Genomic DNA, 22,878 nt, shown 5'->3' on the forward strand with positions numbered 1-22,878 from the left:
AAAATGCTCATCAATATGATGAGCATTTTTTTACGATGATTTTTCTCGTTTTTTTCGAAATGGTAACCACCAATTCCAGTCTCCAAATAACTTCATTAAGCTTGGAACGAGCATAAGACGAATAATTGTTGCATCAAGAAATATTGCTAATGCCACGCCAAGCCCCATCTGCTTTACTGGTAAAATATCAGTAAATGCGAATGCACCCGTTACAACAATCATAATTAATGCAGCTGATGTAATGATTCTACTTGTTGAAACGAGCCCTTCTAACGTTGCTTGATCGTTATCTCCTGTTTCTTCATAGAGCTCGTGAATACGTGAAATAAGAAATACTTCATAATCCATACTAAGCCCAAATACGAGGCCAAAAATGAAGATTGGTAAGACAAACAGAACCGGACTCGCTTCTAAACCGAAATGACCACCTTCAAATAACCAAACAACAATTCCAATGGTTGCACTCAAACTAAGTATATTCATAATAATTGCCTTAATTGGAATGAGTATAGATCGGAATGCAAATAATAATATAACAAAGGTCGATCCAAATATAACAGACATACCAATTACAACTTTATCTTTAATTTCATCTTCTAATTCTTGTTGAAACGTCGTCATTCCGCCTAGATAATACGTAACATTCGTTTCTTTATAGTTCTTTTTAAAGTCACGCACCCACTGTTTTGCAGTCTCTGTACGTGGTTTTGTTTTCAAAAAAACTTCTATCGTCGTCTTATTCCCTTTTGTGTATGCTTCAAATACAGGAGTTAGTTTTGCTGCTTCTGGCGACTGCAATATTCTAGCAACTTGATCTGCTTTCATTCCAGTTAACCCGTCGTATAAACTTCTTACTTCATGTACTTTTTTATCATCTTTTAACGTTTGAACGACTTCTTCTATCTTTTGTAGACTTTCTTTTTCTTTCATATCTTTTTTCGTCTCTACAACTAACGTAACATCAGCGTGTGTTTTGACAGTTTTATTAAATGCTTCTTCATACTTTTCATATGCAATCCTTGTATCACTCTTTTCAGGTAAAGCTTCAACACTAGGGAACTGCAAATTAGCTGTACGTAACGGTAATAAACAAATAACAATAAATGTTGTAACAACAACAATCATTGCAATTGGATGTTTCATCACAAATTGCGCAAATTTACGCCATGCTTTTGCCGGCGTATGTGCTACTTGATTCTTTTTTAATATTTTTTTACCGATTAACGATAATAACGCTGGAAGAAGTGTGAGTGAGAATAAAATGCTCATAATCACAACAATCATTCCGCTAATTGCGACAGATTGAATATAATCTATCTTAAAGAAAAACAAACCGGATAACCCAACAAATACGCATAATCCTGAAAATACAATTGCACGTCCTGCCGTCTGATATGTAATTGCTATCGCTTCTTTTACCGTTCGTTTAGCAACTTCCTCTCGAAAACGGTTCACAAATAATAGCGCAAAATCAATAGATAGTGCAAGTCCAATCATCGGTGCAACGTTTAACACGAAAATAGATAGTTCTTTATCCACACCGATGAAATACAATATACCCATCGTGCTAATAACACTAAGCGCTCCATTCAAAATCGGTAAAATTGATGCCAAAAGGCTACCAAACGAAAATAGTAATACAAGAAACGCAATTGGTAATCCAATCATTTCTGCTACTTTTAAATCATTTTGCGTTCTTTCATTAATCTCTTGATTAATTTTCGGAAATCCTGTAGGTGTTACTTTTAATGCTACATTACTTTCTTTCTCAATCTCATTAGCAAATTGTAATGTCTTTTCCATTCTTTCTTTATTTGTTTTCCCGGAAAATAAAATTGTCGCATAACCGATGTCATCTTGTAGCATTTCTTTATTTTGGATTGGGTGATGGAAAGATTCATAGTTCTCTTTCTCTTGAACATTCTTTACAATTTCATCTATTCGCTTTTTAAAATCCTCATGCGAAGCATCTTTATTTTTCTCAAAAACGAGCAGAAGCGTATCTTGAGACTTCTTAAAATCTTTATCTAAAATTTCTTTTGTTTTTTGATAGTCGCCTTCCGTTTGGAAACCGTCACCACCTAATACTCCCGGTAGCTTTGGAGCAAAAATCCCAAGTGCGATTGCAAGCAACAGTAACGCTACAATTACTGTATAACGAAATTGATACAAAAAAGCTCCTAACTTCCCCCACTTATCAACTTTATGAACATTTGTCTTCACACATTTTCACCTACTTTAAATAATTCAATTGTCACTTATACTGTATCATATCTTTATACAAACAAAAAACGCCTAGGAACACTATAATGATAGTTTTTCCAGGCGTTTTTTCTATCTCTCTTTATTAAGCCCCAATCTCTCAGTAAGTAAACGATGATAGTAAATAGCGATAACTAACAAAATACCACCTACGCAGTAACCAGCTAAAATATCAGTTGGGTAATGTACATCTAAAATGACTCTACTTAATCCAATCGATAGGATTACTGTCCCCATCAAAATCGTTATGACACATTTCCCAGCTATGCTTTTCAAATTAGCAGCAATGATATAAGCAAGAAATCCAAATGTCATAATCGATAGCATTGCATGTCCACTAGGAAAACTATATCCAAGTGCATCTAACGCTTCATTTAATGACGGACGTTCTCTCTTTACAATCTCTTTTATCCCTTTATTCACAAGATGTGTTATTAAAATTCCCATTGGATACACAATCATCGCAGCATAATAACGCTTCTTCCAAAAAACAAGCAAACTTATAACGAGCGTAGCAGCTATCCCAATTGCTGACCCCAATTTTGTAAAGTACGAGAAAAATGTAAGGGAACTTTCCGTTTGTAGCCCTTTTACTAATCCGCGGACATATGTATCCATTACTGTAACGCCACCTGCATGTACGCGCCAAGCAACAATACTAAATACAGCAAATAATAAACCGATACATATTACCTCATACTGATGTAACTTCTTCTTCAAACGATTTCCTCCTACTATGAAAAAATGCGATTTCTACTTTAGAAACCGCATTTTCTTACTTATTTACCTTTTGTTTTTAGCTCTGTCCAGTAACGATCATAGTCTTTTAACTTATCGTCTACATCAACAAGCCATTCTGTACGATCTAACTCTTCTTTCGTTAAGAAAATCATGTGATTATCACGGTATTCTTTACTATGAAGAGGATGAGCTTTTTCATTTGGATTACTGTAACCAATTGACTCGTAGTTTTTCACACTTACTTTTTCATCAAGTAAGTAGTTCATAAACTTCTCAGCAAGCTCTTTATGTTTTGCACCCTTTGGAATTGCTAACGTATCAGCCCAAATTGTGCCGCCTTCTTTTGGTACAACGTATTCTACATCTTTATTATCTTTTGCGATAAATGCTGCATCTCCAGACCAAACTGTTCCGATCCAAGCATCTTCTGTAATGAATTTTTGTTTAATGTTATCTGTATCAAATGCTAATAAGTTTGGAAGCAGCTTCTTTAAATCATCTGCTGCTGTCTTTAACTCTGCATCTTCTTTTGTACTGTTTGAGAACCCGTGCTTCTTAAGACCCACTCCTAATACTTCACGAGAATCGTTTAATAACGTTACATGTCCTTTATATTTCTCATTCCATAAGTCAGCCCAGCTTGTAGGTGCTTCTTTCACATACTTTTTATTGTATGCAATCCCTGTTACACCCCAAGTGTACACTAAAGAATATTTATTCTCTGGATCAAACGCAGGTGTTTTGAAATTAGAAACCATGTTTTCGATATTTGGGATATTCTTTTTATCTAACGGCGCTAATAAATCCATTTTTGCCATTGTTTTAACCATGTAATCAGATGGTTGAATTAAATCATACTTTGCGCCACCAGCTTGTAATTTCGCAAGCATTTCTTCGTTACTTGCGTACTTATCATAGTTAATTTTCACATTATACTTCTTTTCAAAATCTCTTAGCACTTGCTCATCAAAATTGTCAGCCCAGCTATAAATATTTAATTCTTCTTTCTTTTCACCACAACCAGCAAGCACACCAGCAACAAGGCTAAAGCTAATTGCTGCGCCAGCTATTCTTTTCATTAATTTCATCGGTTTATTACCCCCTCGTACTTTCTATATCGTTCGTATTATAAAGGAAGGTGTCCTCCAGAGTTTTCTTCACCATCTGCACCTTTGTTACGGAAGATTTCAGATAGAACCATTAATCCTACGATAGCAACAATTAAAATTGTAGAAAGAGCATTAATTTCTGGTGATACTCCGCGCTTAACCATACTGTAAATGTATAATGGCAATGTTGTTGATCCTGGTCCTGATACGAAGAAACTAATTACAAAATCATCAATTGATAATGTGAATGTTAATAATGCTGCTGAAATAACTCCCGGTGCAATTGCTGGGAACGTTACAAAACGAAACGTTTGCCAAGGCGTTGCTCCTAAATCATTTGCAGCTTCTTCTAAGTCACGTCCCATACTTGAAAGACGCGCAGCTAAAATAACAACAACAAACGAAATACTAAATGTAATATGTGCAATAATAATCGTTGTTTGTCCAAGTTCCATTCCTAGCTGACTGAAAAGAATTAGTAAAGATAATCCCATTAAAATATCAGGAATTAAAATTGGTAAATATACAAGGCCATTAATAGCCCCTTCGAAACGATATTTATAACGATGTAAAGCAATCGCAAAGAATACACCAAGTACCGTTGTCACAATCGTTGTTATAACTGCAATCGTAATACTATTTACAAATGCATCAATAACATCTTGTTTTTGAAATAAATCTGTATACCAATGGAATGTAAAACCTTCCCACTCCGCATTAATGCGAGAGTCGTTGAAAGAATAGACCATTAAAACCATCATTGGAAAATACAAGAATAACAAAATTAACCAAGAATAAGAAACTAAAAACTTCTTCATCTTTGCCTATTCCCCTCCGTTCTCATTATATTTATATACTTTCGTTGCACGATAATATAAGCAAATTAACAGAACAGAGAATAGAACAACGATAATCGATAACGCAGATCCAAACGGCCAGTCACGTGCACCTAAGAATTGGTTTTGAATAACGTTTCCGATTAATGCTACTTTCGATCCGCCCATCACGTCTGATACAACAAACATTCCGATAGAAGAAACGAATACTAAAATAGAACCAGTCGCAATTCCTGACATTGTCATCGGCACTGTTATATTCCAAAATGCCTTTATTGGTGTTGCTCCTAAATCATAAGCCGCTTCTAGCTTACGCTTATCCAGCTGCTCAATTGCTGCATACACTGGTAAAATCATAAATGGTAATAAAGAATAGACCATTCCGAGTATTACAGAAGGCGTATTATATAATAAATTTAACGGTTCACTAATAATGCCGAGTTTTAATAACAACGTATTCACAAGACCTTGTGAACGTAAAATAACAATCCATGCGTATGAACGAACAAGAAAGTTAATCCAAAACGGGATCGTTGCCAATAATAAAAGAATAGAACGATATTTGCGGTCAACAATTGTAATTGTATACGCAAATGGATAACCAATTAATAAACATATTACTGTAGTAATAACTGCAATCTTAACAGTTTCCCATAACGTTCCTAAGTACAATGGATCAAACACACGGGATATATTCTCCAGCGTAAATTGCATTTCTACTGTCCCGTAAGCTCCGCGCTGCATGAAGGCGAATCCTAATACGAATACGAGCGGGATTAGGAAGAAAATTAACAGCCACGCGACTGTAGGTAGTGCGAGTAATTTCCCTTTTTTCAATTTAAGGTCACCTCGTCCTCTTGCTCCCAGCCTACATATACATTATCTCCAATGCTCCACTGCACTGCCTCTTCAGCAGTTTGATATGCCATTAGTAATTCTGATGTTTTCTCATCACGTACATAAAGCTTCTCCATATTTCCGACAAACTCGATATCTTCAATATGTCCAAGATGGTATTCTTTTAAAATTGGTTCTTCAACCGAACGTACTTTCACATTTTCAGGGCGAATTGCTACATAGCCTTCCCCATTTTTCACAATATTATTTTCACCGATGAATGTCGCAACGAACAATGTTTTCGGCTTATTATAAATTTCTTTCGGCGTTCCAATTTGTTCGATATGTCCTTTATTCATAACGACGATACGATCGCTCATGCTCATTGCTTCTTCTTGATCGTGCGTTACGTATATAAACGTAATTCCTAAATTACGTTGTAAGTTTTTCAATTCACGTTGCAAGTCTTTTCGTAACTTAAAGTCAAGCGCTCCAAGTGGCTCATCTAATAGTAATACACGCGGATTATTTACAATCGCTCTTGCAATTGCAACACGCTGCTGTTGTCCACCAGAAAGCTTAGCAGGTTTACGATTACGGAACTCAAGTAACTGCGTTAAACGCATTGCCTCTTCAGCACGCTCTTTCTGCTCTGCTGCTGATACTTTCTGCATTTTCATACCAAAACAAATATTCTTCTCTACTGTCATATGTGGGAATAGTGCGTAATGTTGGAACACTAGGTTCATATGACGCTTATATGGCGGCAAATCGTTAATTCTTTCATCATCTAATAAAAGATTCCCTTTAGTTGGAGTTTCAAATCCTGCGATCATACGAAGTAAAGTCGTTTTCCCGCAGCCACTCGGCCCTAAAATTGTTAAAAACTCTCCCTCTTTAATATCTAAAGAAAGAGGTGGGATAATCACTTGATTTCCAAAATGTTTTTCAACTGCTTCAACTTTAATAATCTTTTTCATTTTCCCGTCCTATCTACCTTAAATTTTAAATTTTTATATTCATGAATAAATATTTATGTTCTATAGACTATTTTTTGTTTCGATCCAAACAAAAATGGTTATTTAGCAAGCGTTCGTTTCTATCCTTTATGTAGTATGTTTGATTCATTTTCGCATGATACATAACGTCGAACAGAAAAACCCCTTCCATTGCGAAGGGGCTATTATCATACGGCTACGCCTACTGATAAACACCATCATCATTTTAACAACTTTCGTATGAATTTTAAAGCACTTTTTGTAGAAGAGTAACGAATTTTCATGTCGAATGCTGTAGATTGGGCTAAAATGCTTTTATAATGTGAAAAAGTCCGAAAACTTTCTTCCCCATGATAACCCCCTAATCCACTACTTCCAACACCCCCAAAAGGTAAATATGGCGTGGCAAGATGGTAGACAACATCATTAATACAGCCTCCACCATATGAAATATTACTCGTCACTTTCTTTTGTACTTCTTTATCTTCCGAAAATACATATAACGCTAACGGCTTCGGATGTTGCTGGATTGTGCCAATTACATCTTCTATATTGTCGTACTCTATGATTGGTAAAATCGGACCAAAAATTTCATCTTCCATAACAGCATCTTGCCATGTAATATCCGTTAGCACTGTCGGTTCAATATGTAATGTATCTTTCTTATAGTTTCCACCAATTACGACTTGACCATCTTGTAAAAATCCACATAATCGTTCAAAATGACGCTCACTTACAATACGCACGTAATTTTCATTTTGCAAAGGTTCTTTACTATACTGCTCTGTGATTTCATGTCGCAGTGCCTCAACTAGCTGTTCTTTCACGGAAGAATGCACGTACATATAATCAGGCGCTACACATGTCTGCCCTGCATTTAAAAACTTACCCCAAACAATTCTTCTTGCTGTCATCTCTATCTTTGCATCTTTATGTACAATACAAGGACTTTTTCCGCCAAGTTCTAACGTAAGCGGCGTCAACTGTTTCGCTGCTGCTTCCATTACAACTTTTCCAACGCCAACACTACCAGTAAAGAAAATATAATCAATTGGTTCCCTCAGCAAAGATGTACTCTCTTCAACGCCGCCTTCTACTACCGCTACAAGCTCTTCTGGGAATAATTCACCTAACATTCTCTTAAGCACTTTTGAAACGCTTGGCGTTAACTCTGACGGCTTTAAAACGATTGTATTTCCAGCTGCAAGTGCTCCTACAAGTGGTGCAATTGCTAATTGAAAAGGATAGTTCCACGGTGCAATAATAAGCGTCACACCATACGGCTCTGGCACTACTTTTCCTTTTGATCCAAAATGAGTGAGTGCTGTTCGAACTCGCTTCGGTTTACTCCACGATGACATATGTTTCAATTGAAAGGAAATTTCTTTTAATACATATCCAACTTCCGTTGTAAACGACTCGTGAACTGACTTATTTAAATCTAATTTCAATGCCTGAAATATTTCTTCTTCAAAACGCTGAATGCCTTCATAAAGCTTCTTCAAATTATTCTTTCTCATTTCGATGCTTCTCGTATGCCCTTTTAAAAAATATTCCTTTTGCCTACTTACAATAGAGGAAATACTCATTCACTCACCTTCTCCCACTATTTTTATCCAATTCTTTCATTATTTATATAGACTTCATATATAACAAATTTCTATTCTTAAAGTTACATTATATATGACTTTTTCAGCTATATAAAATTCATTGCTCACAAAAAAAACTACCGAAAGAAAATCTCTCGGTAGTTTTACTGTATTAACGATATAAACGAACAGCACCTGCAGAATTATCATCAGCTTGTCCTACTACTTCAAACTTCAGACCAAGCTTCGGTAAAATACGTCCTGCATCTGGAATCTGTTGATTAATATACGTTTTCGAATCATCAAATTTTGGTACACCAGCTAAGCCATCATACGTATACGTTCCACGCGTTGGAGATACAACTTTCCAAGCTGGCGTTTTATCGAATGAGAATGCCGCATCAGCGATTTGGAATCGTGTACTACTATCAATTGTCGGTTTACCATTTAAAGTTCCTACAATTGCTTCTGGATGAGAATCAACTACACCAAGGAAACCATGTCCTGGATGTAAACCAACCCAGTTATCTGCGTAAGCTGAGTCTGCATACCATACAACCATACCTGAGTTATATTCTGGACCGCGAGCAAATTTCAATGCGCTATCTGATCCAGTATGGTTTCTCCACTCTACGTAGTAATTATGTTTTTTCTTCTCTGTTCCGCTAGATACAACGAAACCATCTAATTTTAATTGTGGTGTACCTTCTGCATCATCAGAGAATACTACTTTACCATCCACTGTTAATGAAGCATTATCAAGTAAGAAACCATTTAATGCTAAACCACCATCCGTAATGTACTCAAACGTTAATTTTACTTTTTTACCTTTGAATTGACTTAAATCATATGATTTGTCAATCCATTTTCCATTTGTCGAATCTGCATTTCCATTATTTGCTTTCTCGCCAAGTCTTTCAATTAACGTTTTTTGACCATCTTCTGTTACAGCATGTACTTCAAGGAAATCATACTCTGCTTCGATTTCATATAACGATTTGAAATCAAATTTCGCATTCGTTGCATTCGTTAAATCGAACAGTGGTGTTTCTAACGTTGTATGAAGATTGTCACCTTTTGTACTGTAGTAATACTGTTTACCAAATGCTGGTGCAATTGTTTTTACATCTTTATCTGGTAAGTTAACACGAATCATACCTGGACGGTTAGATTTCGTAACACTTTGGTCTAAATATGTTGCTAGACCGATACCTTTATTTAATTTCTCGTAATCTACTTCTACGATATTTGCCCAGTTACCACCGATTGTTTTTTGGAAAAACTCTTTATTTTGTGGTGAGAAACTCGTCGGTGTTGTTCCAGCGATTTTACCCGCCCAGCTGCCGCCACTCATAACAGACCAAGCTTGAATTGGCTCACCATGACCCGTATAGTCTGTATCATACTCATCTGGAAGACCTAAATCATGACCATATTCATGCGCGAATACACCAACTGCGCCATCTTCTGGTTCAATTGTGTAGTCGAATGCCGCCATCTTTCCGCCCCAATATGGAACTTTCGCTTGTGTACCTTCAATTGCGAATGGTTTTGGTCCAACTGTCCAGCGATGTGACCAAATTGCATCATCGCCTAATTTACCACCGCCAGCTTCTTGTCCAACACCCGCATGAATAATCATTAAATGATCGATTAAACCGTCAGGTTGATTTTGATTTCCATCACCATTTACATCGTATTGATCGAACTGATCAAACTGTGATAAATCAAGACCGCTATCTACAGCTGCCTTTAATGCATCTTTTACTAGATCACGTGGTCCTTTTGGTCCTTTATTATCATGACCTGTAGCAGCATCTGCACCGTAATCAGCAGCTTTACCAGGAACTGTTAACCATTTTGTAACTGTTCCATCCACTGTGTAACTACCACCGGATTGCTCTTCGTAATATTGTTTAAACGTTTCGATTTTGCTACCATCCTCTAATGCGAATGGCTCATTACCAAATAACATTTTTTCATAATGTTCTTTGTTAAAATCGTCAGTATACATATAACCAGGTTCTTTATCAATATTGTTATGTTTAAAGTCAGCGTACTCTACAAGTAAAACGAGTACTTTATCTTTACGAACTTCACCGTTATATTCTTTTCCCTTTGCTGGAGAAGTTGGTACTTTACCATTTAGACCACCCTTAACTGGGCCTGTCGCTGCAGGTGTCCCTGTTGCTGGCTGATTTAGTTTTTCTTTCGTGTCTGCTTTCGCATCTTTCACTTTCTTTAAAAAGTCAGATGCTTCTTTCGTAAGTTGATCCCCATTTGTTGCTTCTTTCCCAGGATTTTCACCCTTTTTGTTCTCTACATACTTTTCAACAGCTTTCTTTGTTTCTTTCTCTGAAGCTGAAGAATCAATTACCCCACGTTTTTTCAGTGCATCTGCTAAACGTTCTTCTGGAATTAAATGATCATCGACTGGGCTCGTAGCTGTCTTATTCACAGGTGTTTCAGCATATGCAGATTGAGTGCCAGCTCCGAATGAAAGGCCTAATACAGCTGTTAAAGCGATTGATGACAAAACTTTGAACGGTTTCTTGTTCATCCCATATTTCCTCCCCTAATAAATAATATGTATTACAAATTGAATTTTATTAAAAATTCAATATTTTTTCAATATTTAGTCATATTATGTAATGTTTTTAATATATTTGTAAAAATTTCATAGTTAGCATACGAATATATCACAATTCAACAATGTTTTCTGAAAATATTGAAAGTTTTTATCGAACAATTTATAATTTCCATAGAGGGAGTTTAATGGGGATTTTATCTTTGTTTCATCTACAAAATATTTGATAATTCACTATATAAAACACAAAATCCGATTGCATTATCATGTATTCTGTAGCAGCAATTATGACCGATAATTAGGGAGGAATTACATTTGTACAAAGATAAGACAGACGCACTGGATCAAGAATGGATTGATTTAATACTTGAAGCTCTAGATGCCGGTATCGCCATGCAAGACATTGAGCAATTTTTCCAACGTATGAAGCCATCCAGTCAGGCTCAATAGGTTTGTTCTTTTTAACGAAGTTTATGTTATAATAATGACATCATAAGACAACTACATATTGATAGAAAGGTGCGCAAATATGATTGGAGAACGTATAAAACGCCTTCGTTTACAAAAAGGGATTTCATTAACTGAACTTGCCGAAAAAGCTGGCGTTGCTAAATCTTACATTAGTTCTATAGAACGAAATTTACAAAAAAACCCTTCCATTCAGTTTCTTGAAAAAATCGCAGCAGTTCTACAAATTCCAGTTGATACTTTACTTCATGATGAAACAACAAAGGAAACTAACCTAGACTCCGAATGGACACAACTCGTTAAAGATGCAATGAACTCTGGTGTCTCCAAAGAACAATTTCGTGAATTTCTTGAATTTACAAAGTGGAAGCAAAATCAAAAATAATAATAGAAAGAAGTGCTTACAACCAGCACTTCTTTTTCTTTATAAAAAAAAGCGGGAATACCCGCTTTTTTATTATTTTTCTTCCCCAGCTTCTTGGTTAGCATTGAATGTCCATTCTAAATTCAATGTATCACCTTGGAAGATATTTTGGTCTTTTCCATCATCTACAAATTCAAATTGCACCCATAGATAATCCTCTGTACCAGCTGCTAATCCACCCTTTTCTCCCCACTCAGGAGCAAAGATGTCTTTAGCTAAAAGATCTGGATCCACATTTTGTAAGTCTGCTAAAGTTGTTTCGTATACAGGCTCACTTTGTTTATCCCAGTTCCAAAGGAATTTTACTTTAACGTGCTTACCAAAGTCTTCACCAGCATTATCACCTTTTGCATCTTTAACAGTATACTTTGTTGCTAATTTAACGTCTTTAATAGTTAACGAACCGCTGTTTTGTAATAAGAACTCTTTCTTAACAGAATCCCCTGGTTTTAAATCTTTAATATCTACAAGCGTCTTAGGGTTTAATGTAAGGTCTAACGTCCCAGCTGCAAATGTATTGTTTGATACTTCTTTATCGCTAAAGAATGCAAATGTTCCTCCACCAATTAAAGCTAACCCCAATGCTGCTGATGCAACTCCCATACCTAATTTCTTTTTCAGACTCACAATCAATTCCCCCTAGCTTTTTTTTATATTTTTATCACTTATTTTTCAATAAGAGATGTAAAGAAAACTATATTAGCTTAGCTAATATGTGTTCTTTTTTAAAAACCTTATGTTCATTATAACGAACAAACCTATATAAACACAACACATATTTATTAATATTTTCAGTTATTTTTATTTCTCAATATTATTTAGACTTTTCAGAAAAACGAATGATAATTTATATCTTTTTTCACACTCAAATCATTTAATACTATAAGAAAAAGCAAAACAAAGAGGTGAGGGCTAACTTTCCCTCACACTCGTATAAATATTACTAGTCTTGCTTATTCGTTCACACTCTCTTACACCACATTCTTGTTTTCCGGCTGTTTCACTAAAGCAGTTACTCCGCTTTCTTCTGCTCTTCTACTTTCTTTTGTTCTTCTGCTTTCTTCTGTTCTTCTGCTTTCTTCTGTTCTTCTACTTTCTTTTGTTCTTCTGCTTTCTTCTGTTCTTCTGCTTTCTTCTGTTCTTCTACTTTCTTCTGTTCTTCTGCTTTCTTCTGTTCTTCTACTTTCTTCTGTTCTTCTACTTTCTTTTGTCCTTCCGCTTCAATTGCAACGTTTAATTGTTGCTGAAGAGCCTGAATTTGCTCATCAATAGCTTTCAAGCTAATTTCTTTCTCAATATAGTCACGTTTCTCTTTGATACTGCGAAAGCCTTCATTTACATATACGGACACTTGCTGCATCGACTCATCTTTATTTACCTTTAATTCTTCTTGTATTTGATTATAAGGAGCTTCTATTTCAGTATATACATTTTGCAGAGCTTCCTTCTCAGCAACAATTTTCTCACGCCCTTGTTGCCATACAGAAATCGCCTGTTTTATTTCTTCAATAGAAGTTGCTTTCGATTTTCCCTTCATCGTTCCATACTCACGCTCAATAAACTGTTTATGTTTCTCAGATTGCTCTTTTAACGTATTAACTGTTTTCGGAAATATAATTGCTGTAGAAAGCGTCGCTTCTACTTTCGTTTCATGAATGAACGCCGCTTCTGTATGAGTCATAATTTGAGATCCTAAATAAAACGTAATAGAACACATACACGGCAATATAAGCATCTTTTTAAAATTACGCGGTCTTTTCAGCATCTTAATCTCTCCCATCGAACATTACGTTCTTTATACAGAACATTATCTATATTATAGTAAAGAACTATTAAAATTGATAGACAAATACTAGAAAAATAGAAAAAGGGCTATCCATGTGATAGCCCTTTTTGTTATTATCTTTCTTCACCTGCTGTTTGTTGTGCATCAAACGTCCAATTTAATTGTAACTTATCGCCTTGGAATTGATTTTGATCTTTTCCATTATCAACGAACTCAAATTTCACTTTGAATTTATCAGATTTACCTGCTGAAATACCTTTTTCATCCCAGAACCAAGCCGATAAATCATTATCTACAGCTGTAAGTGTGTCACCTTTTAATTTATCTAAAGTAGTTTGTTTCACAATTGTCTCATGCTTATCTACATTTTTTAAGAATGTTACTTTAATATGTTTACCAAAATCATCTTTATTATCTTTCTTTACATCTTCTACATTATAATCTGTTTTCAGTAAAACCTTTTTAATATCTAAAGAGCCTTTATTTTCTAGTTTAAATTCTTTTTCAATTGTATCCCCAGGTTTTAAATTCGATACGTTAACAACTGTTGATGGATTTAATGCTAAATCCAGTGTCCCAGCCGCAAATGTATTGTTTGACACTTCTTTATCACTGAAAAATGCAAATGTTCCTCCACCAACTAACGCTGCTCCTAGTACTGCTGATGTAATACCCATTCCTAATTTTTTCTTTAAAGTCATGTCCATATCCCCTTAATATATATATTTGTTAACTTCCTAAACGGAAAGTATAACCAAACGAACTAGACGGATTGTTCTACTTTTTTATCTTTCTTTTCTCCGTCAATGCTACGAATAGCCCCAAAAATAGAAATCGCGGAATATCCAAGTAAAAAGACTCCTGGAATAATAAGAAGTAATGCTGCTCCCGCTTTTGAATTCGCATAATTCAGTAAATAACCAACGTACGGAACTGTAATATCTGCATACTTTCCAACTACATTTTCTGCAAGTACTGGCTCTAAATCTGGTCCGTTGTTGTTATCCCCTTTTGTTTCATACATTACTTTTCCATTTGTATCTTTCACACCGATAATACGGTGAGTGATAATTTTTTGATCTTTCTCTTTAAAGGTAATAACATCACCTTTTTGATATTTAGAACCATCTTTGTTTGGTTCTATTGCAATGATTGATCCTGTTAAAAACGTCGGCTCCATTGATCCTGAAAGAACGCTCTTAAATTGATATCCCATCACTGTCGGATCACCACCGCTCGCTTTTGAAGAAATAACTACAAAAGCTAAAAAAACCATCAATGCAAATAAAACAAATGAGATCGCGTTGCTAATTACCTTCCAAATTAATTTCATCGTCTCTCTCCCTCTCCGTTGTTTTATATTATTTGAAGTATGCAATATCCATTACGTTCTTTAACAAGAACACAAGTAAATGATATAACGAACTTTAAGTTATTGCAATAAGAAAATTTACAATTATTAGTTAAATATCTTTTTAGCATATAAAAAAGACTGTGACAAAATCTCTCCACAGTCTTTTTACTACTACGTTATTTTTCTTCTGTTTTCATCCCTTTTGTATTACGGCGTAACACTACATATAAAATGGCTCCAAATAATACAATTGCGCCTATCCCAACACTTATTACTTTCACATTTGACTCTTTTTCCTCAGATGCAACTGTATCTTTCTTAGGCATCGCAAAAGTGACATCTTCTGTTGAAAGAACATTTACCGTCGCAATTGTTTGATTATTTTTCGTAATATCAACTGCACCAACTACCTCACCACGATGTATTCCTTTATGATACAAAGATTCTTTATCTAATGAAGCTGCCCGGAAAATAGTTTTCACATTTTTCCCTTCATCTTTCTTAAGCATCAGTTCTGCACTTTTTTCCAACTCAGAACTAACATCTTTATTTAAATATGTTGTTTTTTGATGCCAATTATGTTTATCGAGCACTGTTTGCTTCGTAAATTGACCGAAAGAATAGTCCGCCATCTGCTTCAAATCTTCATAAATTTCAGGTCTTTGAGAAGCCATTACTACACTTATAATACGATTTCCATCTTTCTCATTTAATAAAACAAGTGTATTACGCGCTTCATTCGTAAACCCTGTCTTACCGCCAATGCTATATGGATTTTCAAAAAAATTAGATTTATTAAAAATAGACACCGTCTGCCTAGACGTCGTAACTGTCGTTCTTTTCGTATTCATCGCTTGTAAAATTTCAGGATACTTTTGCACACCCTTCGTAATCATAGCCATATCATACGGCGTCGTATAATGGTTCGGATCATGCAGTCCATTCGGTGTTACAAAGTGGCTATCTTTCGCCCCTAATTGCTTCGCTTTCTCATTCATCATATTAGCGAAATTCTCAACACTCCCGCCAATCCGCTCCGCAATCGCATACGACACATCATTCGCACTCAGCACCATTAAAATCATAAGCGCAGTATTTCTATTAATTGTCTCTCCAGGTTGAAACTCAATTTGATAATTACTCTTCTCTTGATCTAATGCTAATTGTGAAAATGTAAATTGATCCTCTGGCTTTGTATGCTCCATGAGTAAAATCGCTGTTAACACCTTCGTCGTACTAGCAGGATATGCACGGTGATATGCATTTTTGTCATACAAAACATCTCCTGTTTTCGCATCAATTGTCGTTGCAAACTGACTAAAAACATTCGGTCCTTCTGCAGGTGGTGGTGCAACTTGTTCTGGATTTACTCCAATATTCGTCTCAGCACGCAATGTCATAGGTGTCAACAAAAACAAACAAATAACTGTAATAAAAACCAAAATTTTCTTAAAATTTACCATATGACTCTCCCTTTTCCATTTACTCCTCTAACAAAATAATAAATCTACCAATCATATGTAATTTGTATTAAACTGGAAGAATTTTCACTATTTTTTACTATATCATATTTTTACGATAAAGAACATAAATATACAATAAAAATAAGAAGGAATTACTCTTTCTTATCCTTCTCATCAATCAACGAATCTATTAACTTTTGACTAGCTTCCTCGGGCGTAATCTCATCCGTTATCCCCATAAACGACCAACCTTTAGAATCGACCCACTCAACAAACTCTTGTAAAAATTCATCATGTGTAACATCCACATCAAGAATCGAGCCATTAATCGAAATCGTTCTATTTTTAGACACGCGCATCTTGAACGTTTTTCTTACCATTACAACTTTTCTCCCTCTACTTCTGAATATTTATAAAGTGAAACTTTAATCAACCCTCACCAATCGGACTTTTACGGCCATCCCGACCCCAACCTAACTTCTTTACTTTTGCTAAATTTCGAGGTAAGGGATCTTACTGCCCGCAAATAGCGAGATAAAATAATCATGTATCTCTGTTATACATGATTTTCAGTAAATTGTAAAAAGGATATATTGGCCAATTTAAATAGCAAAAATGAAAATCTCTTACCTACGTAAACGTAATACGACATACAATCGCTCATAAATTATTAAATAAATCCATAAAAATATACACTTTAAAACATAATTGAGTAAGCCATTCTAGTCTTTTGGAAGATATTATCTAAAATAGTATACTAAACGGATAAAGGATATTTGAATAAAGAAACTGAGGCTTTCTATCTAGCTGGACTCTTAAATTGTAGACTTAGAGACTGATGCCGGAATTCATATTTAATTTCTATTTCTGTACATCATATCGTAAGAAAGAAGGTAGTACTGTGAAAACAACAGAAAATTTTACTGACAGGGCCGATATATATGCAAAATATCGCCCTAGTTATCCTAATGAATATATTGATTACTTGCTTTCAGCTAACCAACTGAAAGGGAATCGGATTGTGGCTGATATTGGTTCAGGTACGGGGATATTTAGTCGCCAGCTGCTTGAAAGTGGTTTACATGTTGTTGGAGTTGAACCAAATGATGATATGAGGAAGATCGCTGAGCAATCGTTAAAACTATATTCTCGTTTTCAATCCATAAAAGCAACTGCCGAAAATACCACTTTAAAAGAAAATAGTGTGGATTTAGTAACGGTTGCTCAAGCATTTCATTGGTTTGATAAAGAGGCTTTCAAAATCGAATGCCAACGAATTTTAAAACAAAAAGCAAACGTTGCTCTTGTTTGGAATAGTAGAGATTTAACTAGTCCACTTATTAAAGAGAACGCAGAAATTTGCCAGAAAACCTGTCCAAACTTTAAAGGATTTAGCGGTGGAATAGATGAAACTCCAGAAATATTTAATAGCTTTTTTAAGGATGGAAAGTATGAGTTTAAAGAATATCAAAATGATTTACTTTTTGATTATGAAGGGTTTTTGGGAAGGAATTTATCAGCATCTTATGCTCCGAAAGAAAATGATGAACAGTATAAAAATTTTATTTTTCTCCTATCAGAGCTATTTGAAAAACACAGTAAAAATAGAAAAATTATCCTCCCGAATTTAACGCGAAGTTATCTAGGCAATGTATAAACAGCCTGATACAAAGGGACTTTGATCGAAATTAAAACAAGCCTAGCCCCTTCCTGAATGTAGAATGGGGTTAGGCTTGTTTTGCATTTTACCACATCAAATTCAAATGACTTTCGTACAATAAAGTAGAATATATTAGAAAAAACCTTAAACTGAGGAGGAACTCAATGGCGCGTTGTACGTATTGTAAAACGAAATGGAAAGTAAAAGACGTATGGTCGATACTCTTGGCATTTGAAAAAGATTGTCCGTATTGTTTTGGGAGGCAATATCTATCAAAGAAAACAGTGAATGCTATGCCAGAACTTATAAGCTTACCTTTACACTTCTTGTTCCCTTTTCTTGTTGATTTGAGTGATGAAGGTCCTTTGGATTGGTATCGGAAATAATATAACCTCTACATCCAAAGACTACTTTCTACTAAATTCGCTTCTCATCATTATCCCTTTATACATTACTCTCATAATCGCTTATACTTTCCCTTTTGAAGATCCCGTAGCTCAGCAGGAAGGGCGTCCCCTGGACAAGGTTTATCAATTATGACTTTAATAAACGATGATATATGTATACTGTTAAACATAAAAAATAAGCATTAGGTTCCAATCAAATATTAATTGAAACTCAACACTGCTTGTATTCTGTAATTCAGAATACAAGCAGTGTTTTTTATTATGCATTTTTGCATACAGTATTATTTTCTCTTGTAAATAGATAATAATGGTATATAATAAAATCAATGTTTTACCAATAAAAGGTAATAAAAAATAGTGGGATAAGCAATTAACCAAAACGTATTAACAGATTTGTTCTATGTAAATCATGATACATATATGGAATCAAAACTATGAAATTTTATGTAGAGGTTAGATTACTACAAGATGAAAGATTCATAGCGAATACACTCGAGGAAAAAAGCGGTCGATTAGATTAATGTTATAAAACTACTTGATGTGATATCTATCGAACGAATTGAGAATATACTTAGGGGGAATTTTAAGTGAAAGCATTTAGTAAAGTATTATTAACAGGAGCTTTAGCTTTAGGCGGTTTAACAGCTATGAACATTGATACACCAAAGGCAAATGCTGACGGAGCAAGCGAGTTCTGTCGTTATATTTGTGGTCCTAGCGAAACGTTGAACGGTGTTACAGTTCAAGTACACGCTACAGAATATAGCTTTGGTCAAAACGTAATTGCAAGAATTACAAATGAACGAGCTGAAGATATTCATTACAATGTCAGCATCGAGAAAAAATATGGCGATAACTGGGGAGAATATGATACTTTCTTCCATTGGCAAAATCAATGGGTTCCAGCTGGAAGTAATGATGAAATTTCTACTTTCACAGGATATGGCGAAAACATTTCAGACAATGGAACATATCGCTATAAAGTTGAAGTTGTAAGTACTGACGGTTCTGTAGATACAATTTACACAGCAGGAATGACAGTTACAGGAAGATAGTTCATAAACAAACTCCATTATTTATGCTTATATTTTTGATAATATCATTGATAATTGCGGTGATATTATTATTAAAATAAGCTCTTCGGGGCTTATTTTTTTATATAAAAATTGGAATGATAATATTCAGAAAATTACATCTTTACACCATTAAAGTTTGTTGTTATTATAGGAATACATTAAATGTTAAAATATTCAATAAATTATACAAATCCTTCGATTACATGAATGAAATGAAAACACATTGCTGATCGTAATATTTATAGTTGGGATCCCGTAGCTCAGCAGGGAGAGCGCCACCTTGACAGGGTGGAGGTCGTGAGTTCGAGCCTCTCCGGGGTCATAAAACCTAATAGTATCAAGGCTTGAGAGAGTATTCTCAAAAGCTAAAACTGTGGAGGTCTCCATCAGACACCACAAGTTAAAAGAGGACTACTTCTAGTCAGCAAACCAGCTGACTCAGGGGTAGTCCTCTTTTTGTTTCCATAAAACTGAGAAAGGACTGAAAAGAAAATGCTACTTAAGTTTGCTATGAAGAATTTCAAGGAGGAAAAAGAGTTCGCTAATCTGTCCCCCTCGTACAATTGTAGTTAGCATACGAGCTGGAAAAATCTCTGAAACTCTTAGTTTTAATCTAGACGAATTAACTGAGGAGGTAAACAACGATACGTTTAATAGATAATACCTGCCGGGCCGACTCGAACATCCTAATTTAATGATACCCTAATTAGTACTTCTATACAAAAATCAAGCAGGGATTTCTCCCTGCTTCTGTTAATTGCTTTTATTGAGAAGATTAGCCACCAATATTCTTATCTGCCATTCTATACAATTTATATCTATTTCGCCCTCTTCTTTTTCCGATTTCTAAATATAATCTCTAACGCTACTACTGTGATGAATCCAACAGTTAGTTGTATGCTTGTAAATAGCAACTTATCATTTAGCGGAATATCAGGTGCACTCCACAGCAGCACTGGAGGAACAAGTATGCCAATGATTACAATAGCTCTCATTATCTTTCCCATTTTGTTTCCCCTATCGTATTTTTAAAATCTATATGTATTTTCCAACTAACCTATAATTCTACTAATTTCTCACGTAGAATCAATTCACTCTCAGTCATATACCCTCTATGCATTTCCTCTACAATCTTATCGTGATTAAAACATAATACTTTTTCATCCCCAAGATAGCCAACTGGGTAAGGAACACCTACGTAATCAAAATCACGTTTATCTGCTGATACAACCATTCTTCCAATAATCATTACAATTTGTTCTATATCTTCTAGCTTAACTACTGTTCCGATTGGTAAAAGTTTCATAGTTATTCTCCTTTTCTTTTCTTTTTAATAATGTAGTCTATTAAAGTAAGTCCACCTAACCCGATTGCACCATAAACAAGCATGCCGAATGTATGTACCATCTTTTCTTTTAATGAAAATGGAGCTATTAGCCCTGCAATGATTACAATTACAATTGCTATCATCATTACGATTCTCGCAATTTTTATCATCATACTACTCCTTTGTATTCTTCTCAAATTTAGCAAAAAAACCTCCGCCATGAGCTTTACCAAAGTATGCACCCATCTCTTGACCGAGGTGTATTTTAGCCCCTCCAGTACCAAACCCATATTCTAAACGAACTGTTAAATCATGATCCTTAAAAAATGGGATAAAGTCTGGAATATCAATTTTTTCAAATAAAACTTCATATTTCTGTGCTGTAACTTCCGCTCCTAACTGAAAAGTATACTCATCTATTCCAACAACAGCAGATGCATCTGCAAACTTTTGTGTAACTGTTGCTTTTTCTGCAAAACCGCTATTTATTTCTTTTTCTATTGAGTCCTCAAAAAGAGAAGCACCAACTTTAAAGCCTACTAACCCCCCTCCTGCAACATCACTAATAAATGTCTTTTCATCCATTGGAACACTGGTCTCTAAGGAGCCATTTCCCCCTTTAAAAGTAAGCTTTGTTCCTTTCGAAATCTCATATTCACCTTTTATCAATGAACCTTCTGCTTTCATTCCCACTCGATTTCCTTCTGCTAATTTAAAATCACCTGTTAAAGTTTCGTAATCCCCTTTAAAAGGTTTCCCAGTTAAAATACTGGAAGCCAACGCAATAGCAACATCCATGTTATCTACTTGTTCAAATTTATTAGCAGAATCAAGAAGAAACTTCTCAAGTGGCTCCAATATGATTATAAATTGTGCCATCTTAAAGGATGAATCACGGAAATCCGTATTAAATTTCATATAGGTTGAGCCCAACCAATTACTAGAAATCATATCAATATCTCGTTTTAGTCGCTCCTGTGTTGCAGTTGCATTCGTGATAGTTGATCTAATAGTCCCTGCCACTTTTCGCAACTGTTCAGGAGTAACTTTTATATCCCCCATAGCCATTCCCCTTTTAAATATTTATATAGAATATTTTACCACAATAGAGTTTTTGCAACTATGAATATTTTATATAATCTTAAAAATCAGAAGTCTTTTTTCTCCTCAGGGTTATCCTTATGGCACTTGAAATTATAACTTATGCATTTGTGCTAACTCTGTAATATAACCTACTTTTTTGTATCTTTTTAATGATAATTTCTGCCTGTCCAAATGTTCTTTGATTTATTTCTTCTCTTATTTACTTCAATGTTTCTCTCGTTCCATCTGGTCCTCTCACATCTATCACGACAGTCTGATGTGAACCTTCGGGCAAATATTTCAATCTATCTTCCAACTGTTTTACTACAATGTTTATTAATGAAAGTCTACCACTAGATTTCATTAATAAACATTGTAGTTTTTAACTTCTATTAAAACATTAAACATTTTTGGTTTTACTTCGTTAAATCTCTGTTAAAATTGTTCTCTACTCGCTCCATTCCATTGTATAGCGATATTCTTAATTTGATTGTATAAGTCATTATGTAAGTATTCTAAGAAGTGCCTGATGTTATTTACTGTCTTTGCAGTCTGTTCTAACCGTTCAGGCGTTACTTTTATCTATACCATTCCTTCTTTACATATTGATTTATTTGTTTCTTCATTATAAATAGCAAAATAAAAACCAGCAACTTTAAGGTTGCTGGCTTAGCTCTTATTCATATTCGAAAAAACAATAACAACTGCTCCAAACAAATAATGCCCTACTACCATCCACATACTCCAATCAAAAATCATAAGCAATAACCAAAGTGATATATTCATAGCAGCAAATAATAAATATAAAATGAAATCTCTCTTTTGTATTGCTCCTCTATTCATCAAAATGCAAGCGGCACCGATAGGGGAC

At 34.9% G+C, this 22,878-nt stretch carries 25 protein-coding genes and 1 tRNA gene; 6 read left to right on the forward strand and 20 right to left on the reverse strand.

Annotated features, from left to right (window positions below; translation table 11 throughout):
- Positions 1-30: 30 nt before the first annotated feature.
- The 8 genes from ACO6VI_RS06055 to inhA1 form a co-directional block, all read right to left on the reverse strand.
- Complete coding sequence (locus ACO6VI_RS06055; RefSeq protein ID WP_161519993.1) at positions 31-2,223, reverse strand: MMPL family transporter; 2,193 nt, start codon at positions 2,221-2,223, stop codon at positions 31-33.
- A 111-nt stretch (positions 2,224-2,334) separates the two neighbouring features.
- Positions 2,335-2,982 carry a phosphatase PAP2 family protein gene (locus ACO6VI_RS06060; protein ID WP_063546903.1) on the reverse strand — a complete coding sequence of 216 codons (648 nt, stop codon included), beginning with the start codon at positions 2,980-2,982 and terminating at the stop codon, positions 2,335-2,337.
- A gap of 59 nt (positions 2,983-3,041) precedes the next feature.
- A complete protein-coding gene (gene potD, locus ACO6VI_RS06065) occupies positions 3,042-4,091 on the reverse strand; it encodes a spermidine/putrescine ABC transporter substrate-binding protein PotD (RefSeq protein ID WP_000772490.1) in 1,050 nt (349 codons plus the stop codon).
- Positions 4,092-4,129: 38 nt separating this feature from the next.
- On the reverse strand, positions 4,130-4,930 hold the full coding sequence (potC, locus tag ACO6VI_RS06070; protein ID WP_000714190.1) for a spermidine/putrescine ABC transporter permease PotC: 801 nt from the start codon (positions 4,928-4,930) through the stop codon (positions 4,130-4,132).
- 6 nt (positions 4,931-4,936) lie between these two features.
- Entirely contained in the window at positions 4,937-5,785 is an 849-nt protein-coding gene (potB, locus tag ACO6VI_RS06075) for a spermidine/putrescine ABC transporter permease PotB (RefSeq protein ID WP_161519992.1), read from the reverse strand.
- Positions 5,782-6,765 (reverse strand): spermidine/putrescine ABC transporter ATP-binding protein PotA, encoded by a 984-nt coding sequence (gene potA / locus ACO6VI_RS06080; RefSeq protein WP_000720334.1) that lies wholly within the window; start codon positions 6,763-6,765, stop codon positions 5,782-5,784. Before potA ends, potB begins: the two co-directional genes overlap by 4 nt.
- Before the next feature lie 239 nt (positions 6,766-7,004).
- Positions 7,005-8,372 carry an aldehyde dehydrogenase gene (locus ACO6VI_RS06085; protein ID WP_063546897.1) on the reverse strand — a complete coding sequence of 456 codons (1,368 nt, stop codon included), beginning with the start codon at positions 8,370-8,372 and terminating at the stop codon, positions 7,005-7,007.
- A gap of 172 nt (positions 8,373-8,544) precedes the next feature.
- Positions 8,545-10,932, reverse strand: coding sequence for a M6 family metalloprotease immune inhibitor InhA1 (gene inhA1 / locus ACO6VI_RS06090; RefSeq protein ID WP_063546895.1), 2,388 nt, complete (start codon positions 10,930-10,932; stop codon positions 8,545-8,547).
- A gap of 342 nt (positions 10,933-11,274) precedes the next feature.
- Here inhA1 and ACO6VI_RS06095 point away from each other — a divergent pair, with 342 nt between their 5' ends.
- Positions 11,275-11,409: an anti-repressor SinI family protein gene (locus ACO6VI_RS06095; protein WP_000276219.1), complete on the forward strand. Its 135-nt coding sequence runs from the start codon at positions 11,275-11,277 to the stop codon at positions 11,407-11,409.
- 79 nt (positions 11,410-11,488) lie between these two features.
- A complete protein-coding gene (locus tag ACO6VI_RS06100) occupies positions 11,489-11,812 on the forward strand; it encodes a helix-turn-helix domain-containing protein (RefSeq protein WP_000578885.1) in 324 nt (107 codons plus the stop codon).
- 72 nt (positions 11,813-11,884) lie between these two features.
- On the opposite strand, the gene calY is transcribed toward ACO6VI_RS06100, so the two are convergent.
- The 6 genes from calY to ACO6VI_RS06130 form a co-directional block, all read right to left on the reverse strand.
- Positions 11,885-12,478 carry a biofilm matrix protein CalY gene (calY, locus tag ACO6VI_RS06105; protein WP_000053715.1) on the reverse strand — a complete coding sequence of 198 codons (594 nt, stop codon included), beginning with the start codon at positions 12,476-12,478 and terminating at the stop codon, positions 11,885-11,887.
- A 385-nt stretch (positions 12,479-12,863) separates the two neighbouring features.
- Positions 12,864-13,631 (reverse strand): DUF4047 domain-containing protein, encoded by a 768-nt coding sequence (locus ACO6VI_RS06110; RefSeq protein ID WP_088020519.1) that lies wholly within the window; start codon positions 13,629-13,631, stop codon positions 12,864-12,866.
- Between the two features lie 119 nt (positions 13,632-13,750).
- Positions 13,751-14,338, reverse strand: a complete 588-nt coding sequence (locus ACO6VI_RS06115; RefSeq protein ID WP_000172852.1) for a CalY family protein — start codon at positions 14,336-14,338, stop codon at positions 13,751-13,753.
- 62 nt (positions 14,339-14,400) lie between these two features.
- Positions 14,401-14,970, reverse strand: a complete 570-nt coding sequence (sipW, locus tag ACO6VI_RS06120; RefSeq protein ID WP_000767802.1) for a signal peptidase I SipW — start codon at positions 14,968-14,970, stop codon at positions 14,401-14,403.
- A gap of 197 nt (positions 14,971-15,167) precedes the next feature.
- A complete protein-coding gene (locus ACO6VI_RS06125; protein WP_063546889.1) occupies positions 15,168-16,454 on the reverse strand; it encodes a D-alanyl-D-alanine carboxypeptidase family protein in 1,287 nt (428 codons plus the stop codon).
- A 152-nt stretch (positions 16,455-16,606) separates the two neighbouring features.
- A complete protein-coding gene (locus ACO6VI_RS06130) occupies positions 16,607-16,834 on the reverse strand; it encodes a hypothetical protein (RefSeq protein ID WP_000251856.1) in 228 nt (75 codons plus the stop codon).
- A gap of 521 nt (positions 16,835-17,355) precedes the next feature.
- Here ACO6VI_RS06130 and ACO6VI_RS06135 point away from each other — a divergent pair.
- The 4 genes from ACO6VI_RS06135 (at position 17,356) to ACO6VI_RS06150 (ending at position 19,919) form a co-directional block, all read left to right on the forward strand.
- Positions 17,356-18,111: a class I SAM-dependent methyltransferase gene (locus ACO6VI_RS06135; protein WP_063546887.1), complete on the forward strand. Its 756-nt coding sequence runs from the start codon at positions 17,356-17,358 to the stop codon at positions 18,109-18,111.
- A gap of 167 nt (positions 18,112-18,278) precedes the next feature.
- Complete coding sequence (locus ACO6VI_RS06140; protein ID WP_000090211.1) at positions 18,279-18,500, forward strand: hypothetical protein; 222 nt, start codon at positions 18,279-18,281, stop codon at positions 18,498-18,500.
- A gap of 608 nt (positions 18,501-19,108) precedes the next feature.
- Positions 19,109-19,576 carry a hypothetical protein gene (locus ACO6VI_RS06145; RefSeq protein WP_023521451.1) on the forward strand — a complete coding sequence of 156 codons (468 nt, stop codon included), beginning with the start codon at positions 19,109-19,111 and terminating at the stop codon, positions 19,574-19,576.
- Between the two features lie 270 nt (positions 19,577-19,846).
- Positions 19,847-19,919 (forward strand) — tRNA-Val (locus tag ACO6VI_RS06150).
- Positions 19,920-20,415: 496 nt separating this feature from the next.
- On the opposite strand, the gene ACO6VI_RS06155 is transcribed toward ACO6VI_RS06150, so the two are convergent.
- The 6 genes from ACO6VI_RS06155 to ACO6VI_RS06180 all read right to left on the reverse strand — a co-directional run bounded on the left by ACO6VI_RS06155 (position 20,416) and on the right by ACO6VI_RS06180 (position 22,853).
- Positions 20,416-20,604, reverse strand: coding sequence for a hypothetical protein (locus ACO6VI_RS06155; protein WP_000516409.1), 189 nt, complete (start codon positions 20,602-20,604; stop codon positions 20,416-20,418).
- A gap of 50 nt (positions 20,605-20,654) precedes the next feature.
- Complete coding sequence (locus ACO6VI_RS06160; RefSeq protein WP_000771619.1) at positions 20,655-20,903, reverse strand: DUF4176 domain-containing protein; 249 nt, start codon at positions 20,901-20,903, stop codon at positions 20,655-20,657.
- Positions 20,904-20,905: 2 nt separating this feature from the next.
- Positions 20,906-21,094 (reverse strand): hypothetical protein, encoded by a 189-nt coding sequence (locus ACO6VI_RS06165; protein WP_000589990.1) that lies wholly within the window; start codon positions 21,092-21,094, stop codon positions 20,906-20,908.
- A gap of 4 nt (positions 21,095-21,098) precedes the next feature.
- On the reverse strand, positions 21,099-21,986 hold the full coding sequence (locus ACO6VI_RS06170) for a WXG100 family type VII secretion target (protein WP_000502309.1): 888 nt from the start codon (positions 21,984-21,986) through the stop codon (positions 21,099-21,101).
- 456 nt (positions 21,987-22,442) lie between these two features.
- Positions 22,443-22,589: a WXG100 family type VII secretion target gene (locus tag ACO6VI_RS06175; protein WP_080546092.1), complete on the reverse strand. Its 147-nt coding sequence runs from the start codon at positions 22,587-22,589 to the stop codon at positions 22,443-22,445.
- An 87-nt stretch (positions 22,590-22,676) separates the two neighbouring features.
- Entirely contained in the window at positions 22,677-22,853 is a 177-nt protein-coding gene (locus ACO6VI_RS06180; protein WP_153596402.1) for a hypothetical protein, read from the reverse strand.
- Between the last annotated feature and the right edge of the window lie 25 nt (positions 22,854-22,878).

This window comes from Bacillus sp. PSXD-155, assembly GCF_049310765.1.
Classification (GTDB): domain Bacteria; phylum Bacillota; class Bacilli; order Bacillales; family Bacillaceae_G; genus Bacillus_A; species Bacillus_A cereus.

Bases quoted from the DNA above. Each gene is read 5' to 3' on its own strand.
- ACO6VI_RS06155 (WP_000516409.1), bottom strand. From the start codon at position 20,604: ATGGGAAAGATAATGAGAGCTATTGTAATCATTGGCATACTTGTTCCT.
- inhA1 (WP_063546895.1), bottom strand. From the start codon at position 10,932: ATGAACAAGAAACCGTTCAAAGTTTTGTCATCAATCGCTTTAACAGCT.
- ACO6VI_RS06140 (WP_000090211.1), top strand. From the start codon at position 18,279: ATGGCGCGTTGTACGTATTGTAAAACGAAATGGAAAGTAAAAGACGTA.
- ACO6VI_RS06100 (WP_000578885.1), top strand. From the start codon at position 11,489: ATGATTGGAGAACGTATAAAACGCCTTCGTTTACAAAAAGGGATTTCA.
- ACO6VI_RS06125 (WP_063546889.1), bottom strand. From the start codon at position 16,454: ATGGTAAATTTTAAGAAAATTTTGGTTTTTATTACAGTTATTTGTTTG.
- ACO6VI_RS06170 (WP_000502309.1), bottom strand. From the start codon at position 21,986: ATGGGGGATATAAAAGTTACTCCTGAACAGTTGCGAAAAGTGGCAGGG.
- ACO6VI_RS06165 (WP_000589990.1), bottom strand. From the start codon at position 21,094: ATGATAAAAATTGCGAGAATCGTAATGATGATAGCAATTGTAATTGTA.
- sipW (WP_000767802.1), bottom strand. From the start codon at position 14,970: ATGAAATTAATTTGGAAGGTAATTAGCAACGCGATCTCATTTGTTTTA.
- potA (WP_000720334.1), bottom strand. From the start codon at position 6,765: ATGAAAAAGATTATTAAAGTTGAAGCAGTTGAAAAACATTTTGGAAAT.
- ACO6VI_RS06085 (WP_063546897.1), bottom strand. From the start codon at position 8,372: ATGAGTATTTCCTCTATTGTAAGTAGGCAAAAGGAATATTTTTTAAAA.
- ACO6VI_RS06110 (WP_088020519.1), bottom strand. From the start codon at position 13,631: ATGGGAGAGATTAAGATGCTGAAAAGACCGCGTAATTTTAAAAAGATG.
- ACO6VI_RS06115 (WP_000172852.1), bottom strand. From the start codon at position 14,338: ATGACTTTAAAGAAAAAATTAGGAATGGGTATTACATCAGCAGTACTA.
- potC (WP_000714190.1), bottom strand. From the start codon at position 4,930: ATGAAGAAGTTTTTAGTTTCTTATTCTTGGTTAATTTTGTTATTCTTG.
- ACO6VI_RS06160 (WP_000771619.1), bottom strand. From the start codon at position 20,903: ATGAAACTTTTACCAATCGGAACAGTAGTTAAGCTAGAAGATATAGAA.
- potD (WP_000772490.1), bottom strand. From the start codon at position 4,091: ATGAAATTAATGAAAAGAATAGCTGGCGCAGCAATTAGCTTTAGCCTT.
- ACO6VI_RS06130 (WP_000251856.1), bottom strand. From the start codon at position 16,834: ATGGTAAGAAAAACGTTCAAGATGCGCGTGTCTAAAAATAGAACGATT.